Origin of the sequence: Gordonia soli NBRC 108243, assembly GCF_000334455.1 — a bacterium.
GTDB classification, from domain to species: domain Bacteria; phylum Actinomycetota; class Actinomycetes; order Mycobacteriales; family Mycobacteriaceae; genus Gordonia; species Gordonia soli.
In genome coordinates this window covers 108,795-128,247 of the sequence record NZ_BANX01000023.1, presented here as the reverse complement: position 1 = coordinate 128,247, position 19,453 = coordinate 108,795, and the positions used below count along the sequence as shown (strand labels likewise).

General features: G+C 66.8%; 20 protein-coding genes. 8 read left to right on the top strand and 12 right to left on the bottom strand.

The features are described from left to right. The first annotated feature begins 88 nt into the window (after positions 1–88). From GS4_RS15715 to GS4_RS15705, 3 genes are all read left to right on the top strand, one after another. Positions 89–844, top strand: a complete 756-nt coding sequence (locus tag GS4_RS15715; protein WP_007622246.1) for a VOC family protein — start codon at positions 89–91, stop codon at positions 842–844. Positions 845–891: 47 nt separating this feature from the next. Beyond that, entirely contained in the window at positions 892–1,746 is an 855-nt protein-coding gene (locus GS4_RS24840; protein ID WP_051989740.1) for an aminoglycoside phosphotransferase family protein, read from the top strand. A 619-nt stretch (positions 1,747–2,365) separates the two neighbouring features. Next, on the top strand, positions 2,366–3,013 hold the full coding sequence (locus tag GS4_RS15705) for a pentapeptide repeat-containing protein (RefSeq protein ID WP_007622244.1): 648 nt from the start codon (positions 2,366–2,368) through the stop codon (positions 3,011–3,013). Positions 3,014–3,034: 21 nt separating this feature from the next. On the opposite strand, the gene GS4_RS15700 is transcribed toward GS4_RS15705, so the two are convergent. From GS4_RS15700 to GS4_RS15680, 5 genes are all read right to left on the bottom strand, one after another. Next, positions 3,035–3,439: a nuclear transport factor 2 family protein gene (locus tag GS4_RS15700; RefSeq protein ID WP_007622243.1), complete on the bottom strand. Its 405-nt coding sequence runs from the start codon at positions 3,437–3,439 to the stop codon at positions 3,035–3,037. After that, positions 3,436–4,506: a winged helix DNA-binding domain-containing protein gene (locus tag GS4_RS15695; protein ID WP_007622242.1), complete on the bottom strand. Its 1,071-nt coding sequence runs from the start codon at positions 4,504–4,506 to the stop codon at positions 3,436–3,438. The genes GS4_RS15700 and GS4_RS15695 overlap by 4 nt, the downstream gene beginning before the upstream one ends. 23 nt (positions 4,507–4,529) lie before the next feature. Beyond that, on the bottom strand, positions 4,530–5,234 hold the full coding sequence (gene msrA / locus GS4_RS15690) for a peptide-methionine (S)-S-oxide reductase MsrA (RefSeq protein WP_040510693.1): 705 nt from the start codon (positions 5,232–5,234) through the stop codon (positions 4,530–4,532). 107 nt (positions 5,235–5,341) lie between these two features. Next, positions 5,342–5,812, bottom strand: coding sequence for a DUF5994 family protein (locus GS4_RS15685; RefSeq protein ID WP_007622240.1), 471 nt, complete (start codon positions 5,810–5,812; stop codon positions 5,342–5,344). A 118-nt stretch (positions 5,813–5,930) separates the two neighbouring features. Next, positions 5,931–6,257 carry a hypothetical protein gene (locus tag GS4_RS15680; protein WP_245555698.1) on the bottom strand — a complete coding sequence of 109 codons (327 nt, stop codon included), beginning with the start codon at positions 6,255–6,257 and terminating at the stop codon, positions 5,931–5,933. Between the two features lie 924 nt (positions 6,258–7,181). Between GS4_RS15680 and GS4_RS15675 the strand changes: the two genes are divergently transcribed. After that, positions 7,182–7,811 (top strand): superoxide dismutase, encoded by a 630-nt coding sequence (locus tag GS4_RS15675; protein WP_007622232.1) that lies wholly within the window; start codon positions 7,182–7,184, stop codon positions 7,809–7,811. Between the two features lie 76 nt (positions 7,812–7,887). On the opposite strand, the gene GS4_RS15670 is transcribed toward GS4_RS15675, so the two are convergent. The 3 genes from GS4_RS15670 to GS4_RS15660 form a co-directional block, all read right to left on the bottom strand. Beyond that, positions 7,888–8,736, bottom strand: coding sequence for an LLM class F420-dependent oxidoreductase (locus tag GS4_RS15670; protein WP_007622231.1), 849 nt, complete (start codon positions 8,734–8,736; stop codon positions 7,888–7,890). A 157-nt stretch (positions 8,737–8,893) separates the two neighbouring features. Beyond that, entirely contained in the window at positions 8,894–9,643 is a 750-nt protein-coding gene (locus GS4_RS15665) for an energy-coupling factor transporter transmembrane component T family protein (RefSeq protein ID WP_007622230.1), read from the bottom strand. Further along, entirely contained in the window at positions 9,640–11,751 is a 2,112-nt protein-coding gene (locus tag GS4_RS15660) for an ABC transporter ATP-binding protein (protein WP_245555696.1), read from the bottom strand. Before GS4_RS15660 ends, GS4_RS15665 begins: the two co-directional genes overlap by 4 nt. 165 nt (positions 11,752–11,916) lie before the next feature. Here GS4_RS15660 and GS4_RS15655 point away from each other — a divergent pair, with 165 nt between their 5' ends. The 3 genes from GS4_RS15655 (at position 11,917) to GS4_RS15645 (ending at position 14,146) form a co-directional block, all read left to right on the top strand. After that, a complete protein-coding gene (locus GS4_RS15655; protein WP_007622228.1) occupies positions 11,917–12,438 on the top strand; it encodes a hypothetical protein in 522 nt (173 codons plus the stop codon). A gap of 112 nt (positions 12,439–12,550) precedes the next feature. Then, complete coding sequence (locus GS4_RS15650) at positions 12,551–13,279, top strand: TMEM165/GDT1 family protein (RefSeq protein WP_007622227.1); 729 nt, start codon at positions 12,551–12,553, stop codon at positions 13,277–13,279. A 105-nt stretch (positions 13,280–13,384) separates the two neighbouring features. Then, entirely contained in the window at positions 13,385–14,146 is a 762-nt protein-coding gene (locus GS4_RS15645) for an SDR family oxidoreductase (protein ID WP_007622226.1), read from the top strand. Positions 14,147–14,233: 87 nt separating this feature from the next. On the opposite strand, the gene GS4_RS15640 is transcribed toward GS4_RS15645, so the two are convergent. Both GS4_RS15640 and GS4_RS15635 read right to left on the bottom strand, forming a co-directional pair. Continuing rightward, the gene (locus tag GS4_RS15640; RefSeq protein WP_040510692.1) at positions 14,234–14,812 is read right to left on the bottom strand and encodes a helix-turn-helix transcriptional regulator; all 579 of its coding nucleotides are present in this window, start codon (positions 14,810–14,812) and stop codon (positions 14,234–14,236) included. Between the two features lie 297 nt (positions 14,813–15,109). Next, complete coding sequence (locus GS4_RS15635) at positions 15,110–16,747, bottom strand: TM0106 family RecB-like putative nuclease (protein ID WP_007622220.1); 1,638 nt, start codon at positions 16,745–16,747, stop codon at positions 15,110–15,112. A 220-nt stretch (positions 16,748–16,967) separates the two neighbouring features. Here GS4_RS15635 and GS4_RS15630 point away from each other — a divergent pair, with 220 nt between their 5' ends. Continuing rightward, a complete protein-coding gene (locus GS4_RS15630) occupies positions 16,968–17,660 on the top strand; it encodes a DUF6474 family protein (protein WP_007622219.1) in 693 nt (230 codons plus the stop codon). Between the two features lie 100 nt (positions 17,661–17,760). Here GS4_RS15630 and GS4_RS25930 read toward each other — a convergent pair whose 3' ends face one another. Further along, positions 17,761–18,468 carry a hypothetical protein gene (locus GS4_RS25930; RefSeq protein ID WP_176564505.1) on the bottom strand — a complete coding sequence of 236 codons (708 nt, stop codon included), beginning with the start codon at positions 18,466–18,468 and terminating at the stop codon, positions 17,761–17,763. Positions 18,469–18,595: 127 nt separating this feature from the next. Continuing rightward, on the bottom strand, positions 18,596–19,450 hold the full coding sequence (locus GS4_RS15620; RefSeq protein WP_007622213.1) for a helix-turn-helix domain-containing protein: 855 nt from the start codon (positions 19,448–19,450) through the stop codon (positions 18,596–18,598). Positions 19,451–19,453: the final 3 nt, after the last annotated feature.

Sequence of the window (19,453 nt, the reverse complement as noted above, 5' to 3'; positions counted from 1 at the left end):
CCGGCATGTCGCTCAGCGGGATCTCGACCGGCGGGATCTCGACTACGAGTCCCGCCGCGGGCCGAGGACACCCCCTACACTGTGCGGCGTGCGCATCCGCTGGCTGACGGCGTTCCTCGACTTCCCGACAGAACAGTTCGGCGACGAGGTCACGTTCTGGCGCGCGATCGCCGGCAGCACCGTGTCGCCACCACGCGGCGCCAATCGCGAGTTCGCGTCACTCGAGCCCTTCAACGGTGACCCGCACCTACGAGTGCAGCGGGTCGAGGAGGGTTCGGGCGGCATCCACCTCGACTTCCATGTCGACGATCCCCGGGCGGCCGCCGGCGCCGCGACCGCCCTCGGCGCCGAGGTCGACCGCGAGGTCTCCGGCGATCCCGGCTATCTCGTCCTGCGTTCGCCTGCCGGCTTCGCCTTCTGCGTCGTCCCCTGGGCGGGCGAATCCGAGCGATCACGCCCGATCCGATGGCCGGGCGACACGATCAGCATCATCGACCAGGTGTGCATCGACGTCCCGGCAAACGACTTCGACGCCGAGGTGGAGTTCTGGCATCGGCTGACGGGGTGGGATGTGCAGCAGACCGCACACCCCGAGATGGTGCGCCTACGACGCGATCCCGCGCTCGCGGTCGGAATCCTCGTGCAGCGTCTCGACGCCGCCGACGACGGCACCACGGCTCGCGCCCACCTCGACATCGCCGCCACCGCGGTGGTCGACGAAGTGGCACGACACGAGGGCTGGGGCGCGCGCCAGATCGCCCGATTCGACGACTGGACGGTGATGGCCGATCCGGTGGGCCGGCAGTACTGCATCACCGCACGCAATCCACGGACCGGGCTGTGAGGCCGACTGTCACGGTCACCGATCGGCTCGAACACGTTGTGGGGCGCATGTTCCCGGCTTGGCTCGGTCGACTGACCGAGATCGTCGGTGAGCACGCCGACCTGTGGGAACTGGAGGTCGGCGACCCGTTCGAGCCAGGCGGAGAGGCCGCGTGGGTCGGGGCAGCTCGTACCGCGGACGGACGCGACGCAGTCCTCAAGATCGCCCCGCGATTGCCGGAGAACCGAGATGAGGCAATCGGCTTGGAACTGCTGGCCACGATCGGCGCCGCGGCGGTTCTGCACAGCAGGGCAACCGGCGCTCCGGTCACCGAGCACGACGGCCCCGACGCTGGCACCATCGCACTTCTGATCGAACGAGTCCATCCGGGAACACCGTTGGCACAACGGCTTCCCGAGATCGAACAAGACGTTGTGGTCGCCGAGTTGCTCGCCGGAATCTGGACAACGCCTGTCGGCGACGCCGACCTCCGCCATCTGTCGGAGCTCACCGCGCTGTGGACCGTCGACTTCGAGCGAGAGGCCGCGGCGGTCGCCGAACATCTCGACCCTGCCCTCGCGTCCCGCGGTGTCGAGATGTTCCGAACCCTGGCCGACACCGCCGACGACAAGGTCCTCCTGGTCACCGACCTCCACGCCGAGAACATCCTGGATGGTAGCGATCGCTGGCGCCTGATCGACCCGAAACCCTATGTGGGCGATCGCTGTTACGACGTACTCCAGCACCTGCTCAACTGTCGGCGCTTCGACCACGATCCGATCGCGTTGGTCGATCGGATGGCTGCGCTCACAGGGGTCGACCGCGACCGCCTGCGGGCGTGGGCATTCGCGCGGTGCGTCATCGAATCGGTGTGGGACACCGACCGGGTTCACGCCGCGAGGGTGCTGTCGGGTGTGGTGTGAGGGGTGCGGGGTTTGGGTGGGGCCGGGGGCCGGGCGGTAGGCCGGGGGCCGGGCCGGTACGAAATCTGTACGTGAGCGTCGAGCCATTAACGATATGTCAACGGCCCGGCGCTGGTGTACAGATTTCGTGCGAGCGACGCGGGGACGCGCCGGCGCGGGAGCGCCCTCGGGCTGATGACCACAAACTGCCGTCCAGCGGGAAGTCGCGTGGATATTGCACGCCCCACCCGGCTGAGCGGCAGACTGTGGTTACGGATCTACTGAAAACAGATCTACTGAAATCTGCCGCCCCGGCCCCGAGATCCGACCGAGAGGGACTCGCGGATGCCGATGCGGCTCCGACTTCGCACTGACGGGCGGATCTCGGTCGGGTCCGGGGGGTTCTCAGGGGAAGGCCCGGCCCCCGGCACGAAATCTGTACGAGAGCGCGGAGCCGTTGACGATATGTCGATGGCCCGGCCGTGGCGTACAGATTTTGCGCGGGCACGTCGGCGCGACCACCCCGGATCCACTTCACCGAGCGCACACGAGAACACTCTCGATCTGATTGACTAACGATGGTGGCCGGCAGGGATCGGCCGGTGTCGGGGCAGTCGCAGATCGAACGATGGGAAACCGGATGTCCCGGACCGCACAGCGCGTCGGCCTCGCGCGAACGTTGGCCAGACTTCTCGTATCGACCATGGCCGTCGGTGCGGCCGTGCTCGCAACCGCCGGATCACTCGCAGCACCGTCCGCCCGCGCTGCCGACAACGGTGATGACAGTTGCCTGTACTTCACCGAATACTCGTGTGCAGGCAAGGATCTCACCCGACTTTCGGTGGCCCGGAAAGTCGCGCCCGACCGCGACTTCACCAGCGCCGACCTTTCCTACTCGTTCTTCTACTCGCCGATGCCGGGATCGAATTTCTCCAACGCGACCATCCGTGGTTCATTTCTGGAGAACATCAATCTGTCGAGGTCGAACTTTTCCAACGCACACGCCGGGGAGACGTCGTTCAAGGGTGCGAACCTCCGGAACTCGAACTTCACCGGTACGAATCTCCTTTACGCGAGGCTCATCGACGCCGACCTGACGGGGTCCGATCTGACCGGGGTCAAGTTCTCCGGGACCATCGTCTACGGTGCGGACTTCAGCCGAGTGGTCGGACTCACTCGGCAACAGTTCGACGAGATGGACACGATCGGAACCCCGGAGGTGTACCCGCCATCTGCGCCCGAACAGGGGTCACCAGGGCTCGGTTCAGCATCGTTCGGCAGCAGCTGACCCGCACGGGACGTCGCCGACTCATTCAGTGACGAGTGTCCCCTGGTGGTACAGGATGGTCCACTGCCCGCACGTCCGCTGCCACACGGTCAGGCGCCGTGTCACTCGCTCGGACATCATCAACGTGTAGGTCAGCAAATAGGTCTCGTCGGCGACCTCGCGCACCTGGAACTCGTCGGCCGACCAGATCTCGTCCCCACCCTCGGCCTGTCGTCGTTCGACTGTCTCCCAGACGAACTCGCGGCTGTAGCGGCGTCCAGAGGCGCCGGTCTCCCAGAACCCGCCCGCCACCAGATCGTCGAACGTCTCGAGGTCGACCGGACCGTCGAACCGATGGAACACCGGCTCCAACTCGACGAGCTCGGCGAGAACGCCGGCCAACTCCGGCGGCGTGGTGAGATCGGGCTCGTGGGATCGGTCGGTCATCGGTCGCAGAACTCCTGCAGGCGTTCGACTTCCGCATCGACCTCACGGCGGGCACGCGGACTCACCTCGGCACGGTAGTCGACGATGACCCGACCGTCGCCGTCGAGCGACCAGATGCCCGCGAGCCGACCGTCGACCAGTACGAATCCCGGGAAGCGACCGTTGGCGGTGAGCGTCGATCGATAGATGTCGGTGTCGGCGATCCGGATCCGGTCAGCCTGAGAGACGATGGCGTTGTCGTACGGCGCAAGCAGGCGAACCGGAGCGGGCTCGTCGGGGTCGGCCAATGCGAGCCCGTCGAGATCGAACAGTTCTTCACCGTGTGGTCCGGTTCGGATGACGAGTTCCCAGTCCTTCTCCATCGCCGTGACGATCGGCCGCAGCCGGGTCAGGCCCGACCACGACTGGATGCCCTTGACGGTCGAGGGTCCGAAACCTCGGAGGTAGAGGCGCACCAGGTCTTTTCGCGCTTCATCTGCACGGACGGCCGGCTCTCCGGGACCGATCCAGTCATCGAGCAGCGCATACGTCGGCGCTCCGCGGCCATTCCACAGCCCTCGGGGCGGGACCTGGACCAGCGGCAGGAGGCATCGGGCGACCGCCGTCAGAGTGCTCGGATTCTCGTCGACGAACTGCTCCGCCAGCAGAGCTCCGAGGTCTGCACCGCTACGGGTCTGGCCATCGAGCAGGTCGCGGGCGGCACGCGCGACGTCGTCGGCGTCGGCACGGATGAACGTGCTCGCGTGGTTGCGCCGCGCTTCGGTGTCGATGATCGGCTGCGCCAGCGGCCGCAGCCACCGCGCATCCTCTCCGTCGACGAGGAAGACCGTGCTGCGCAGCAACGCGATCCGGATGACCTCACGTTCGGTGAGCAGTCCGTCCAACTCGGCCGGATCGAAATCGGCTACGCGCGACCACAGACCGAAGAAGGCAGCACGAGGATCCTGGGACTGGATCCCGACGATGCGGTCGAGCACTTCCACGGCATCGTCATCGACACGTTCGAGCAGATGTTGCCGCTGCAGGAACGTGCGATTCCATTGGTCGAGACCGATCTGATCGGGCACCGTGTCGTCGGCTGATCAGTACGTCAGGCCGGGTACTTCAGCCCGGTCGCCGCATGGCACCGATACCCGTTGGGATTCTTCGCCAGGTACTGCTGGTGATAGTCCTCGGCGTAGTAGAAGTGACCGTCGCCGGCCTGCGTCAGCGGCGCGATCTCGGTGGCAACCGGTCCTCGTCCGGCCTCGGCGAGGACCGTGCCGAACTTCTCGGCCGACCGTCGGGCGAGAACCGCGTCGGCCTCCGACAGCGTGTAGACGGCAGACCGGTACTGGGTGCCGACGTCGTTGCCCTGGCGCATCTCCTGAGTCGGGTCGTGGGTCTCCCAGAAGACCGCGAGCACCGCCTCGAGGTCGATGACCGTGGGGTCGAAGACGACCAGCACGGACTCGGTGTGACCGGTACGCGCCGTGCACACCTCTTCATAGGAGGGGTTGGCGGTGTAGCCACCGGCATACCCGACGGCCGTCGTGTACACCCCGGGGATCTGCCAGTAGATCTCCTCGACGCCCCAGAAACACCCGCCGGCCAGCACCACCGCGTTCAGTCCATCCGGGAAGGCCCCTATCCCGGTGGAATCGTCGGTCCCCACGCTTCCACGCATCGGGTGGCGCAACAGGAGGTGTTCGGCAGCCACCGGCACCTCGGTGTCGCGGCCGGGCAACGCATCGTCGGCGTCGACGAGCTGCTGCTTGGAGAGCTGTCCCTGGATCAGACGATCAAGCCATGACATGCCCAAATGCTACTCGACCTTCGAGTAGTGGCTGGTAGCACAAGTGCGGCCAACGCCATCGGCGGCCATACCTTCGCACGCCGGTGAGTCGACGCGACGTGATCGGGTCACCCCACCGGGACTCGATCACGATTATCGGCCTTCCGGCCAGATTCACCCGAGGTCCGACCGATCAATGCCTGTGCTGATTGCACATTCGCGCGGTCGGCTGCACGGCGCATGATGTCGTGTGCGGCCTCGTAATCGGTCGCAGGCCTGAGGAGTGCAACGGTGAGCGATCGGTTCGGTCCGACGAAGCGGACCGTCGACGGTACCCAGATGTTGAAGCCTTCCAACCTGATTCGCTGACCGTTAACCACGACCTGGCGCTCATGTAAGGAATCCCAATCGCCGATGTGATATCCGGCGCGCTCCACGACTACCAGATGCGCGGTGAGGATCTCGGCGATCGCCGTCAATTCATCGGCGAGGTCGCGAGTTCGGGGCCACCACGCGCCGTCGACCAAGCCCCGCCTCGATTGGGCAGGCTTGAGTTGGATACGACCGCCTCGCGGCTGATCGGACCTTCGAGTGTTCATGCTGCGATTTCCTGAAACCTTGAGATGCCCCAGCGGAGGAGGCGGAGAACGCAACTCTCGCCGCGAGGCCGTCGAAGTTGAATCGGCGGAGCGACCACGACATCTCCACGCGCGGGCATCATCGATCCGCTGCGTCGGATTCCATCAACACATCCGACAACGTTCCACCACGCTCGACTGACAGCATGACTCGACGCCACACATCACACGCGTTCACGAACGGCACGTCGCGCGCGATCAGGATCACGGGGTGCGAATCTCCGCCGAGAACGCTCGCCATCGAGAAGCGGGATCGGCGGAACGCACGGCGGGCGACCACGTCCCCGTGAGTCGCACCTGCCGCGGTCGCGGGGTGGAACACGATGTCCCACTCTGCCAGGAGATCGCCGGGGACGTCGGCGGCGTGCTCTTCACGGATACCGATGACGATGGTCCGCGGTTGCACAGAGTGGCCCGGGCGCGAACGGTGATACTCGCGTACGTGTCCGTACAACCGGCTCCGGGGCTCACCTTTGAGAATTCGAGAAGCAGTGATCATTGATTCGCTCGCCTGACTGACCACATCGATGGTGGCCATTCGATGCCGGAGACGCTGACAGAGACCCGTCAGATTGTTAGAACCAGCTGGTTCCTACCGTACGCCTGCGCACCGTGTTGCATCGGCGTCGTCAGGCGGCCTCAGCTTGTTTCTCGTGGTGGGGACCACGGTGCGGCCGCGGTGAATGTCGGCTTCACAGGGCGTGCGGTTCCTTGCGGTTCGGTATCGAACGCGGCTCTCGCTTGAGACCGACCGTGCGCTCTGCTTATGATGACGAACGTATCCAGATGTGATGCCGCTCACTCCACGGCAGCCTGCATCGTGAGTTCGGGTCAGTACAGCTCAGCCCGCGACGATGCGCCGTGAGACCGGTGCCCGGCATGACGACACCGGACCACGAAGGGCGACAATGGCGACGCACGCGGGCTCAGACTTCAGACATGCACTGACCCGACCGTCGGCCCAACCCCGCGCCTCATACGATGTGCGATCGGCATGCATCGGGACCGCCGCCAGCATCGTCGGTCTGCTCGCGGTGCTCATCGTCCTCATCATGATCTGAATCCGCCTCCCCGACGCCGCCACACCCCCTCATCGGGACCCCGACTGCGCGCACCTATGCCCTAAATGATTGGGATGCAACCCATCTCATCACCCGAACCTAACTATTCCCATACGACAGACTTCAACCGCGCTTGAACTGGACTGGTTCAGATTTGTTGCATTCGCCCAATCTCTGCGTAAGGGTGGAAGCATCCCGCGCGGTTGGCCCCGTAGTGCTCCGACCGCTCGAGACACGAGTAATCGAGCAGTACCTCAGAGAGGAATACCGTGGCTGAATACACCTTGCCGGATCTCGACTACGACTACGCGGCCCTGGAGCCGCACATCTCCGGCAGGATCAACGAACTCCATCACTCCAAGCATCACGCGACCTACGTCAAGGGTGCCAACACGACGCTGGAGAAGCTGGCTGCTGCCCGCGAAGACGGCACGATCGCCGACAAGATCTTCGGTCTCTCGGCGAATCTCGCTTTCCACCTCGGCGGACACACCAACCATTCCATCTGGTGGAAGAACCTGTCGCCGGACGGTGGCGACAAGCCCGAGGGTGAGCTCGCCGCAGCAATCGACGAGTTCTTCGGCAGCTTCGACAAGTTCCAGGCGCACTTCACCGCTGCGGCCACGACGCTGCAGGGATCGGGTTGGGCCATCCTGGGTTATGACACCATCGGTCAGCGCCTCGTGATCGAGCAGCTGTACGACCAGCACAGCAACACCTCGCTGGGCCTGATCCCCGTCGTCGTCCTCGACGTGTGGGAGCACGCCTTCTACCTCGACTACCAGAACGTGAAGCCGGACTACGTCAAGGCATGGTGGAACGTCGTCAACTGGGCCGACGCCGCCGAGCGTTTCGCCAAGGCGCAGAGCCAGGGCAGTGGACTGATCGTCCCCGCCTGATCCGAGCGGATCCACCGCCGACGGCGGCCGCCCTCCACAGGGTGGTCGCCGTCGTCGCGTATCAGGGGTCGGTCGATCAGTCGGCGAGTCCGCCGCTCAGCTCGGCGAGCCGATCGAGTTCGACCAAGGTCGCATCGTGTGGGCGGACCGGGACGATGCCCAACAGGGTCCGGTGGATGCCCGCCTCTGCGAGCCGGCCTAGCTCGGCGCGGGTCGGGTCGAAGACCGTCGCGATGACCGGAACCGGTCCCTTGCCCTCTTCCCGAGCCAGTGCCTGCAGTTCATCGACACCGCGTCTCAGCTCATCGACCGGGATGCCGACCGGCGCGAGCCAGCCGTCGGCGTGGTCGAGGATTCGCTCGTGGGTGGTCGGCCCCCAACCGCCCAGCCAGATCGGCGGACGCGGTCGTCCGATCGGCTTGGGCCACGAATAGAGCGGGTCGAAATCGACGTGGTCCCCGTGGAATTCGGCCTGTTCATCACTCCAGATAGCGTCCATGGCGCGGAGCCGCTCGGTTTGCAACGCCACCCGCGTCCGCGGGTCGGTGCCATGGTTGCGCATCTCCTCGCGTAGCCACCCCACACCGGCGCCGAGTTCGAAGCGACCCCCCGATGCGCGATCCAGACTGGCGATCTCCTTGGCGAGCAGGATCGGATCGCGCTGCACCACGAGAGCCACCGCGGTCCCGATCCGCAGATGCTGCGTCGCCGCGGCCGCGAAGGACAACGAGATGAACGGGTCGAAGTTGCGGTGATAGTCATGGGGGATCTCGCCCCCACCGGGGATCTCGGTCGTGATGGTGACCGGGATATGGGAGTGTTCGGCGACGAAGAGCGACTCGAACCCACGCTGCTCGACCGCGCGCCCGAGTTCTGCGGGGCCGATGCTCTCGTCGGTGACCCCGGTGAAGATACCGATGTGCATGTGCCCGACGCTAGAGGTTCACGCCAGCGTCAAGGTCAAGTCCGACAGCCGATCCCGCCCCCGGACGGCTGCCACTAGTACTCGATCAACGAGTTCGAGTGCACGATCGACGGATTCGAGCGCACGGTCGACGGTTCCGAGTGCACGATCGGCGAGATCAGAGGATGACGGTCAGGGCGATCGCGATTGCACAGGTGACCGCGATGATCGTGAGCGCGACCCAATCCCGGCGCCCGGGACCGGATGGATACGCAGCCAGCCGACCGGTGCCGCCTCGCGCAGTGATCGCCTCCGCCATCTCCGCACTCCGACGCAGTGCGCTCGACATCGCGGCAGTGATCAGGTCGACGAGTCCCATCTCGGCCGACGGGTGCCCCGAACGGGCCGGCGCACCCGGGCGTAGCCGATGGGCTGCACGCAGGATCCTCAGTTCGTCGATCAGCAGTGGTAGACCCCGCAGACACAGGGCGATGGTCACCGCCCATTCGTCCACCGGCGCCCGCAACCATCGGAGCGGGCGCATCAGCTTGGCCAGCGCGGGCGCGACCTCTGCCATCGGCGTCGTCCAGATGACCAGGATCGAACTGGCGACCAGCACCAATCCCAGCGTCAGCGCCCGCAAGAAGACCAGCAGGGCGGCCAGACCGAAAGTGAGGTTGATAGCGGCGCCGAGCGCGATGAGACCCCAGAACCACCACGGCGGTCTGGGCAACGCGCCCAAGGGTATTCCGGCGATCAGGGCTGTGATGACGACGACCGCCGCAACCAGGCCGAGCGCAGGCCAGGATGGCAGCACCCAGGTCATCAGGCCGAGCGCGAGTACGATCAGCAGTTTGGTCCCGGCCCAGAGTCGGTGTACGACAGAGTCTCCCGGCACCTGCCGCAACGGGACGTGATGCATCGTCATGCCGGACCACCTTCCGTCCACAGTCGGGGGTCGGTCACCGGCGCCTGCGCGATCGAACGTCCGGGCTCCACCCGGCCCGCATCCGCCGCCACGGCGAGGGTGCCGTCGACCAGCGTGATCCTTCTGGGGCACACGGAGTTCAGCGCTCCGAAGTCGTGCGAGATGACCACGATGGTCAGCCCCGACTCGCGGAGACGAGCCAGCAATGCGACGATCTCGTCACGCGCATCCGGATCGAGTCCGGCCAGGGGCTCGTCGAGGATCAGCACCTCGGGTCGGTGTGCGATGAGTCCGGCGAGCACGACCCGTCGCATCTGACCACCACTGAGGGAGTCGACCGGTCGGGACGCCATCATCCGCGGTAGGCCCACCTGTTCGAGCACGCGCGCGACCTCCGCCGTGCCGACACGCACGCCGCCGGCGGCCATGATCTCGTCGCCGACCGTCGCCTTCTGCAGCTGCAGCCGGGCATGCTGGAAGGAGAGGCCGACGCGGCCGACCTGCTCGGAGATCGGCGCACCGTCGAGCAGGCACCGCCCCTCGGTCGGGGTGAGCAGACCCGCCAGCGCCCAGGCGAGGGTCGTCTTGCCGGAGCCGTTGCCGCCGACGACCAGCAGACCGTCGCCCCGACGCACGGTGAACGACACGTCGTGGAGGGCCCGCACGGCCCATGGCGAACCGCCGAGATAGGTGTAACCGAGCCCGTCGACGTCGAGGACGACCGGACTGTCGACTCCGGAGAACCGTGGGCGAGGTGCCGGGATCGTCGACGAACCGACCTCGGACGATGCACCCGCCCGCGGCACCCAGTCGGGAGCGTGGGGCACCAACCGTCCTGCCGACAGGTGGATGATCCGGTCCGCGGCGGCCGCCTCCGCGCCCCGATGGGTGACGAGGACGACGGTGATCCCCCGACGTCGGGGCAGAGTGGAGAGCAGTTGGAGCAGTTCGGCCCGACCGTCCGGATCGACCATCGAGGTGACCTCGTCGGCGATCAACACCGCCGGATCACGGGCGAGCGCCGCCGCGATGGCCAGGCGCTGCTGCTGTCCTCCGGAGAGGTCCGCGGTCTCCCGACCCCCGAGGCCGGCGAGACCGACCTCGGACAACAGTGCGTCGACGTCGACGGTGATGTCCGCGGGGAGGCCCCACACCACGTCGTCGGCGACCCGCGCGCCCAACATCTGGGTCTCCGGGCGCTGCAGCACCATCGCGGTCCCACCACGGCGGCCGAGTCCGGCGGGTCCGGGCCGGTCGACGACGCCGACCGTCGGTGCGCGCCCGGCCAGGACCTTCGCGAGCGTCGACTTGCCGGAACCGTTGGCCCCGACCACGGCGACGAACTCGCCGGCGGAGATGGTCAGGTCGATCCCGGTCAAGACGGCAGGACCGGCAGCGCGATAGGAGAACCCCACGTCGATCAGTCGCAACGGCAGCGCCGCAGGTGCGAGGTCGCCGTCGGCGGTCTGTGCGTCGAGGGTGTCCTCGCTCGGGATGTCGGCCAGCCGGTTGACCACACCGCCGAGCAGCCACCACGCGACGTAGAGCGAGACGATCGTGCCGACCGCACCACCGACCCACATCCACAACCACCACTGGTCGACCATGCTGGTGCCGATCGACCGCACGACATCGGCGGCCGGTTGCAGTGGGGCCCAGGCCTCGAGCCAACGGACCGTTCCGCCGACGGTGTTCTCCAGTGCGCGCAGCACCAGTGTCCGCAACGGCACCAACACCCAGAGCAGCAGAACGGTCAGGAGCCCGACCATCGGGCCGACGATCACCGCGGCAACCGAGATCGTGCCGATCCCGCGTCCCCGACGTTTGGTGTCACCGACGATGCCGCCCACCAACGCCGCACTCAGCACCGCCGTCGCGGCCCCCGTACCCGCCATCGCGAAGCTGACCAGCGTGGTGGTGACGGTTGCCGCAGCGATGGCGCGGGGTCGGGTACGTGCGGCGATCACTGCCAGCGGTACCGGTGCGATCAGGGCGACGGCACCGGCCAGCGGCACGACGGAGGCCACGACGATGGCCGCCACCGTCAGCCCTCCGAAGATCGCCACGGTCGCGATCTCCATCGGACGCAGGGCCGCAGAGTTCTTCACCCGACCAGTGTGCCTGGTCGGGTGCAGCCGGCAACTGCCCTGCTGGGCCGGGCCGTGTGTAAAAGAAGCGTCACAACCGCGTGTTCCGAGTTGTCGGACCGTCTCGGTGGGAGCATTCTCGATCCACCGGTGTCGTCGCCGGTGCTCCGCGGCGAAGGAGTTCTGATGACAGCGATCCCGATCGGGCTCACCCCGTTCCAGGAAGACGGCCGCCTCAACGGCATCCTCATCTCCGGCCGCTGGCCCGAGTCGACGCTCGAGTGGACCCAGACCCTCGTGGCCTCGGTACGCATCGCCTGCCGGCCCGGTTTCCTGCCCACCACCACGATCTTCGGGGTCGTCGAGGAGCGCCCGGGCGACGCCGAGGCCGATGCGGTGGGGATGATGGTCGCGATCGGCAACGTCGTCGATGACACGTTCGTCGAGGCCGGTCGCTTCCTCGGCACACCCCCTGCGTTGGTGATGCTGCATCCACCCTCACGCACCCGACCGTCGCTACCGGAGTGCGCCGACGTCGCGTCCGGCTGCGTTCTGCTGCCCGGTCTTCCAGAGCTGGGACTCGAGCATCGCGCGGGATGGGCCGAGGCGGAGGCCGATGGGACCGTCGTCACACTGCGTAACCAAGTTGGTATAGATCCCAGTTCCGACCCAGATACGGCCGTTCTCGCGATGATTCTGGCGGCCTGACCTGCGGCTGCCGGATCAGGGTTCCCTAACTTTCGATTTTGTGCTCCCTACCTGCGGAAACAGGGCTTGCGATCAGTTGCGGGGACGTATGAGCGCTTTCTAATCTGGCCACATGCTCGCTGCCCTGCTCGTCTCCTTCGGCGTCATCTTCGTCGCCGAACTCGGCGACAAGTCGCAACTCATGGCGATGACCTACGCCCTGCGGTACCGCTGGTGGATCGTCCTTCTCGCCATCACGGTGGCGACGACGGCCGTCCACGCCGTGTCCGTGTTCTTCGGTCACTTCCTCGGACTCTCCCTGCCGACAGCGTTGATGTCGGTGCTGGCCGGCATCGCGATGTTGGTGTTCGGCCTCTGGACCCTGCGCGGTGACTCGCTGACGGAGTCGGAGTCGTCGAAGGCGACCCGCGTCGGCGCCTCGGTGTTCTTCGCCGTCATGTCGGCGTTCTTCCTCGCCGAACTCGGCGACAAGACGATGCTCGCCACCATTACGCTGTCGACCAACCACAACTGGCTCGGCGTCTGGATCGGATCGACGGTCGGCATGGTCGCGGCGGACGCCCTGGCCATCGCCGTCGGCGCCCTGCTCGGCAAGCACCTGCCCGAACGCTCCATCGCGATCGGTGCCTCGATCCTGTTCTTCGGCTTCGCCGCATGGCTGATGTACGAGGGGCTCGCCGACGCCACCGCGGTGCCGATCGTCGCCACCATCTCGGCCGTCGTGGTGATCGTAGGTCTCGGGGTGTGGCTGATCCGCCGTAACCGACGGTCAGAGAGCGGCGCTCAGGCTGTCGAAGCAGACGAGACGACAGACGACAGCTCCCGACCGATCGCTCGGTAATTCGGGGGGTCGTCGCCGCCTGGAGTCGCACCCGTGTCTAGGGTGAGCGGTGAATCCTCTCCGGCACGCCCTCACGGTGGCCGGTCGTGTCACCGAAAGGACATCATGGACGTCTCCGGTTCATCCGTACTGGTCACCGGCGCAGCCTCCGGGCTCGGCGCCGCCACGGCCAAGCGATTCGCCGCCGCCGGCGCACAGGTCTTCGGCATCGACCTGCAGCCCTCCATCGACAAGGCCGAGAAGGTCGGCGGGGTCACCCTCCTGGCCGCCGACGTCACCAGCGAGGTCGACGTCCAGGCTGCGATCGACACGATCACCGACGGCGGCGCCCCGCTGCGTGTCGCGGTGAACTGCGCGGGTGTCGGTTGGGCGTCGCGCATCCTGGGCAAGGAGGGGCCGCACGATCTCGACCTCTTCCGCAAGATCATCGACATCAACCTGATCGGCACCTTCAATGTCATGCGTCTGGCCGCCAACCAGATCCAGAAGGAGTCGACGGTCAACGACGACGAGGGCCGCGGCGTCATCATCAACACCGCGTCGGTTGCCGCGTTCGAGGGGCAGATCGGCCAGATCGCGTATGCAGCATCCAAGGGTGGCGTGCACTCCATGACCATCTCCGCAGCTCGCGACCTGGCCCGCGCAGGCATCCGGGTGAACACCATCGCTCCCGGCACCATCGAGACCCCGATGCTGGCCGGTATCACCGAGGAGTTCCAGAAGACGTTGTCGGCGGCCATCCCGTTCCCGCAGCGCCTCGGCAAGCCCGACGAGTACGCCCAGCTGGCCGAGTTCATCGTCACCCACGACTACCTCAACGGAGAAACGATCCGCATGGACGGCGCGCTACGCATGGCGCCGCGCTGACCACCGGCTCCCCGAGAGCGAAGAAGGCCGCCGACGCATTGCGCGTCGGCGGCCTTCTCGTCGAGATGAGTTGACGCTGCGACGATCTCAGTCGAGACGCGGGAGTCCACCGACCACCCGCAGGCGCGCGTCGGCGGCCACCTCATCGCTGATGCCCGCAGCGATGATGTCCGGCGGATCCTTGGGAAGTCCCTGCTGCTCGCGCAGGACCTTGATGAGCTCGTTGACCACCGTCACCGAATCGCTCGACAGGCCCGCCAGGCGGAACGCCGCCAGCTGGACATTGGTGTCTGCCTGGAGACGCATCAGATCGATCTCGTCACGCGTCCGCTGGGCGGCGCGGTCCTCGAGGAAGTAGTGGACGTCGACCCCGAAGGCAGCCGCGATCCCCTCGACCGTGCGGAACGACGGCGACTTCGCCTTACCCGAACGCAATTGGCTCAAGTAGGACTCGCCGAGCCGGAATCCACGCTCGGTGGATCGGGCGGCGATCGCCTTGGCGCTGTAGGCGCGTCCGTTGGGACCCGGCACTGTGCGGAACAACTCTTCGAGCCGTCGGGCGAACAACCCCGGATCGACCGTCTCATGAGTCGATGCGTTCGCCGCCTGGGACCCGATGCGATGTGCGGTATCGGCCACAGGCTTATCCGTACCTCGTGAAGTCATGCTTCTCCCCGGTAACCAAAACTTGAACTTGCAAACATTAAACGCCCCCGCGCATCCCCCATGCAACGCTCAGTACCGTCAGAACGTACCCGAGACGACCTACCCCGCGTATCACCTGTGGCGATGTTGTAACGAAACACGGTGTGGCATTCTTCACACTTGACGCCGCATCGGGCTTTCCCAGCCGAATTCTCGCCATCCAGCGGGTGAACAGTCGATGAATCCGCGTCGCGCGCGCCTGGCCGAATGGTGGCACTCCGGCCCGCCGACGACGTGGGCCTGATTCACTCGGCGGCCTCAGTCTCGCAGGGCCAGGAGACTGTCCTGATACGGCACCTCGTCGCGCGCCGGGCCGTCCATCCACTCGCGCAACACCTTGGTCGCCCGGACGTCGTCCTCGTTGTACTCCAACAATCGTTCTCGCTGACCGAGATCCGGGCTTCCGCCGTCCAGCGCCACCGCCAACCGGTACCAATCCATGGACGCCTCGCCGCTCGCCTCGTCATCTCGCCATCGGAAACCCGCCACGGGGGCAACGCGTTTGAGTCCTTTGCCCAGCGGGCAGATGAAGTTGCGGCCGACCGCCTCGAAGATGTCGACCCACTCGTCGGAGTCGATGAACTGCTGTACCTCCGTACGGGTGGGCACACCGGGATCGCCGGCGAAACGATCCGTCGACGACAGCAGCCAACGGTTCTCGGCCTGTTGCGAATAGCAGTACGCCGCAAAGGTCTTGCCCGCGCGGGTCGCCTTGTCACGCTCGTCGATGAGCCAGGTCCAGAACTCCCCGAACGAGCGACCCTCGTCTCGAGTGGGCAACGGGTCCCAGGTCACGAACGGGCGATAGCGCACTTCGCGCATCGGATCGGTGGTGTCGGTGAGCAGAGTGCCCCAGAGGTACGCGCCACTCTCGCCGTAACTCTCCATGTCGACGTCCACCTCTACATCGGCCCGCGCGACGGTCGGCTCCTCCACCCGCCGCACCAGCTTGGTGTCGGTCAGCCAGGCCATCGCCAGCACGACGGCATCCGAGAAACGAGCATTGCCGGGCCAATTGGGTGGTGGGGCACCGCGGTATGCGGCCAGTTGATCGATGGTGTTCACGCCGATCTCGAACAGTGCCGAGCTCTGGTTGCCCCCGACGACCAGGCTCACGTCGCGCCTGCGTTCGAGGTCGGGACCGCATCGCTCCCACCACGGACAGCTGCGGCACTCTCCGATCCGACGAGGGATGGTCGCGATCAACTGTTCGGCGATCGCGATACGGCGGTCGAACACCTGCTCGTAGTCGGCGAGCACGGGTCCCATCGCGTGGACGACGATGCAGTCGGCGTCGATGCCGATGATCCCCGCCTTCAGCTCTGTCGGGTCGTCGGACGGTGTCAGCCCGAGATCGCTCATCATCGTGGTGAGCTGCGCCAACCGGAGAAGGTCCCGACGCTGGTTGCGGGCACTCCGGGACGAGTCCACCTGTGGCGCCCAGGTCCACACCGGACTCGTGAGGACCGTCGGGCCGCCGCTCGCCCTGGCGGCCGCGGAGGTCGGATAACTCACCCGGTGGTTGACCACGATCACCGGGACGTATCCCCCGTCTACCCGGACCAGGAGTTCGGCATGACCACGACGTCCACGCTCGGTCGGGAGCGTCGCGTTCCAGATCCACTCGACGCCGTCTCGGCACGCGGCCAGCGTCGCATCGACCCTGGCCTGATGGGAGGCACCGACGATCACCTGCCATGTGCCGGGCGGCTGGTCACTGTGGACACCGCGGAGCATCTCGCGGACCGCCGTCCGATGATCTGCGGCGGCTTCCTTGCGGCGAGCGGTGTCCGGGGTGTCGGTGCGGTCGGCCCGCTGATCAGGGTGAGCGAAGTCGAGCGCGAGGCGGTGTTCACATCCGGCGAGGTCACGGGGGTGCAGGACGACTCCGCCCACCTCACACCTCATCTCTCGCCATCATCCGAACCGGCACGGTCGCGTCGACGCCGGAGTCCCCCCTCCGACGGCACGCGCTCTTCCGCCTGCCGGCCACCGGCGGCCGGATCGCGCCCGGTCGCCTTGTGTCGACCCTATGTAATGCTTGTAGCACCATCAGCACGCGCGCTCGGCGTTTCGTCGAGTCGGCGCCACCACGATCATCGGCGAAAGGTCTGACATGGGTGTGTTCTCGTCCGACGGCGTGAGCCGCGCGCAGCGCAAGGCAGAGGCCAAGGCGCTGAAGGCGAAGGCCAAGCTGGAGGCGAAGCTCGACGCCAAGGAGCGTCGGCGCACCGCCAAGCAGAGTCGCAAAGTGGAACACAAGTTCCGGGCCAAGGAACTGAAGGCCGAGCGCAAGAACATCGACCATGCGGCCAAGGCACGCGACAAGATCGCGAAAGCCGAGATCAAGACGACCGCTGCAAAGGCCAAAGCGGCCGCCGACGCGCGCCCACTCAGTCCGACGAACGTCAAGCGCTACCTGACGGTCGCCCGCCTGGTCAGCCCCATCGTCGTGCCCATCGCCTACCGCGCGGCAGTGGGCGTGCGTGGTCGTCTCACCGAGGTCCGCGCGTCGCGTGCCGGGGTGCCGGCCGACGTCCTACGCCAGTTCTCCGGCCATGGGGCGACGCTCGCCGCACGCATCGCCACCTCGCGCTCCTCGGTGGAGCAGGTCGCCGGCCGCGACCGTGGCGACGAGAACCAGGCCTTCGTGAAGGCGATGACCGAACGCCTCGACAACCTGGCCGTCGCCGTCGACACCGCCGAATCGATGCCGCCGGGACAGCGTCGCACCGCTCATCAAGCCATCGAGAACGAGCTCGCGGCCATCGACGCCGACGTGCTCGCCCGACTCGGGGTCCGGGCCTGACTACGATGGTCGCAATTCCCATCGTGGGCCGGTCGGGCGTAGGTCGATCCGACTGATCCGCACCGGCCGGACCACGGTGGACTGTCGAGCGGTGACCATCTCAAGCGACTCGAGGAGACTGACCGATGACCGATCCGGACCCGAACGCCACCCCGGCCCAGGAACCGGATCGGCCTGATCCAGGCTCGGCCACTCCACCGACGGCACCCGAGTCCGGAGCCGACTCGCCGGCGGCGTCCGCGTCGAAGCCCGCGAAGAAGGCACCGGCAAAGAAGACCGCGGCTACGAAGAAGACACCGGCAAAGAAGACCGCGGCTGCGAAGAAGGCGGCACCGGCGAAGAAGACACCGACCAAGAAGACCGCCGCGAAGAAGGCACCGGCTGCGAACAAGACTGCGCCACCTGCGGCCAAGCCTGCCGAGCCCACCGGCTCGCCAGCATCCAGCGAGCCGACCGTCGACGAACCATCCTTGTTCGACGCACCGGCGCCGGAGGCTCCGGTCGGACAGCCCGCGGCCGAGGTGCCGCAGACGGCGGGGATATCGAAAACGACGGAGGGATCGAAGGCACCGGGGGTCGAGCCGCCGGTCGCCGCCGCCGAGACTGCTGCACCGGACGAGCCGGTGCGCGCCGTGGACCCCCCGAGTGACCCTCCGGCATCGACCGGGCACACCGCGAAGCCCAAGAAGGCGCCGAACAAGCCACCGACTCGCTCCGCGTCGACCGGCCCGGCCGGGCGTGCATCCACCGCTCCCACTGCGCCGACCGGTTCGCCGACTGCACCGCACCGGCCGTCCGTGCCGGCCACCGCCACCGACCCGGTGGCTGAATCCGACGCCGCGCGAGCGACTTTCGCACAGCTTCGGTCCGCGACGCCGACCGCTCCCCCGGCCCCGGATCGCACGCCGATCATCGCCGCCGGTGTCGCCGGGACGCTACTGATCCTGTTGTTGATCCTTCGCCGGCGCCGTAGCTGACGGCTCCGTGGCGGACCGCGCATAGGTCGCCGGCGGCGTTCCGACGACTTGGGTGAACGCACGGATCATGTGTGCTTGATCGCTGAAACCGAGGTCGTTGGCGGCCGCAGCCCAGTCGACGACGCCGCCACGATTGGCGACTGCCGCGACGTCGAGGAGCCTGAACCTCTGGATCACCCACTTCGGACCGATCCCGACGTACTCTCCGAACAACCGTTGCAGGCTGCGGACACCCATCCCGGCAACTTCGGCGAGGTCGTCGACGCGGGTGATCGCCTGATCGGTTTCGGCGCGGTAAACCAGGTCGGCGACGTGATCGATGACCGGATCCGGTTGCAGCGCCAACGACTCGAGCCATCCGTCCGCCGTCGCCACCATCTCGTCGTCGGTGATCGACGGGTCGGCGATGCGCATAGCGACCGGTTCGTCGTCGATGTCGGTGACGTCACCCAGCGGCAGCACCGATCGCGTCACCGCACTGACCGGACGGTCGATCACGGCGCGGAATCCGCCTGGGCGAAACGCGATCCCGAGGACATGTCCGGTTCCGGTGAGAGTCCGGGAGAACTCGTTGTCGCCGACTCCGTGGACCAGCATCCGCCCACGCTCGCCCGCCACGTGGACGATCGGCTGCGGGATGACACGCTGGGTGTGTGGCTGGTCGGTACGCCACCGGACGATCCAGTAGTAGTCGACGAACGGGCTCAACGACGGCTCGCAGTGGCGACGGCGGACGTCCAGCATGTTCGCCTTTGCCGGATCCAGGATGGCCTGGTCACGACCGTCGGGATCGGGTGAACCCGGCATCTCCATCGG

Excerpts from the sequence above, each read along its gene's own strand:
- GS4_RS15645 (WP_007622226.1), top strand. The coding sequence starts at position 13,385 with ATGGACGTCTCCGGTTCATCCGTACTGGTCACCGGCGCAGCCTCCGGG.
- GS4_RS15670 (WP_007622231.1), bottom strand. The coding sequence starts at position 8,736 with ATGCACATCGGTATCTTCACCGGGGTCACCGACGAGAGCATCGGCCCC.
- GS4_RS24840 (WP_051989740.1), top strand. The coding sequence starts at position 892 with ATGTTCCCGGCTTGGCTCGGTCGACTGACCGAGATCGTCGGTGAGCAC.
- GS4_RS15640 (WP_040510692.1), bottom strand. The coding sequence starts at position 14,812 with ATGACTTCACGAGGTACGGATAAGCCTGTGGCCGATACCGCACATCGC.
- GS4_RS15685 (WP_007622240.1), bottom strand. The coding sequence starts at position 5,812 with ATGAACACTCGAAGGTCCGATCAGCCGCGAGGCGGTCGTATCCAACTC.
- msrA (WP_040510693.1), bottom strand. The coding sequence starts at position 5,234 with ATGTCATGGCTTGATCGTCTGATCCAGGGACAGCTCTCCAAGCAGCAG.
- GS4_RS15665 (WP_007622230.1), bottom strand. The coding sequence starts at position 9,643 with ATGACGATGCATCACGTCCCGTTGCGGCAGGTGCCGGGAGACTCTGTC.
- GS4_RS15620 (WP_007622213.1), bottom strand. The coding sequence starts at position 19,450 with ATGGAGATGCCGGGTTCACCCGATCCCGACGGTCGTGACCAGGCCATC.
- GS4_RS15655 (WP_007622228.1), top strand. The coding sequence starts at position 11,917 with ATGACAGCGATCCCGATCGGGCTCACCCCGTTCCAGGAAGACGGCCGC.
- GS4_RS15705 (WP_007622244.1), top strand. The coding sequence starts at position 2,366 with ATGTCCCGGACCGCACAGCGCGTCGGCCTCGCGCGAACGTTGGCCAGA.
- GS4_RS15650 (WP_007622227.1), top strand. The coding sequence starts at position 12,551 with ATGCTCGCTGCCCTGCTCGTCTCCTTCGGCGTCATCTTCGTCGCCGAA.
- GS4_RS15700 (WP_007622243.1), bottom strand. The coding sequence starts at position 3,439 with ATGACCGACCGATCCCACGAGCCCGATCTCACCACGCCGCCGGAGTTG.
- GS4_RS15630 (WP_007622219.1), top strand. The coding sequence starts at position 16,968 with ATGGGTGTGTTCTCGTCCGACGGCGTGAGCCGCGCGCAGCGCAAGGCA.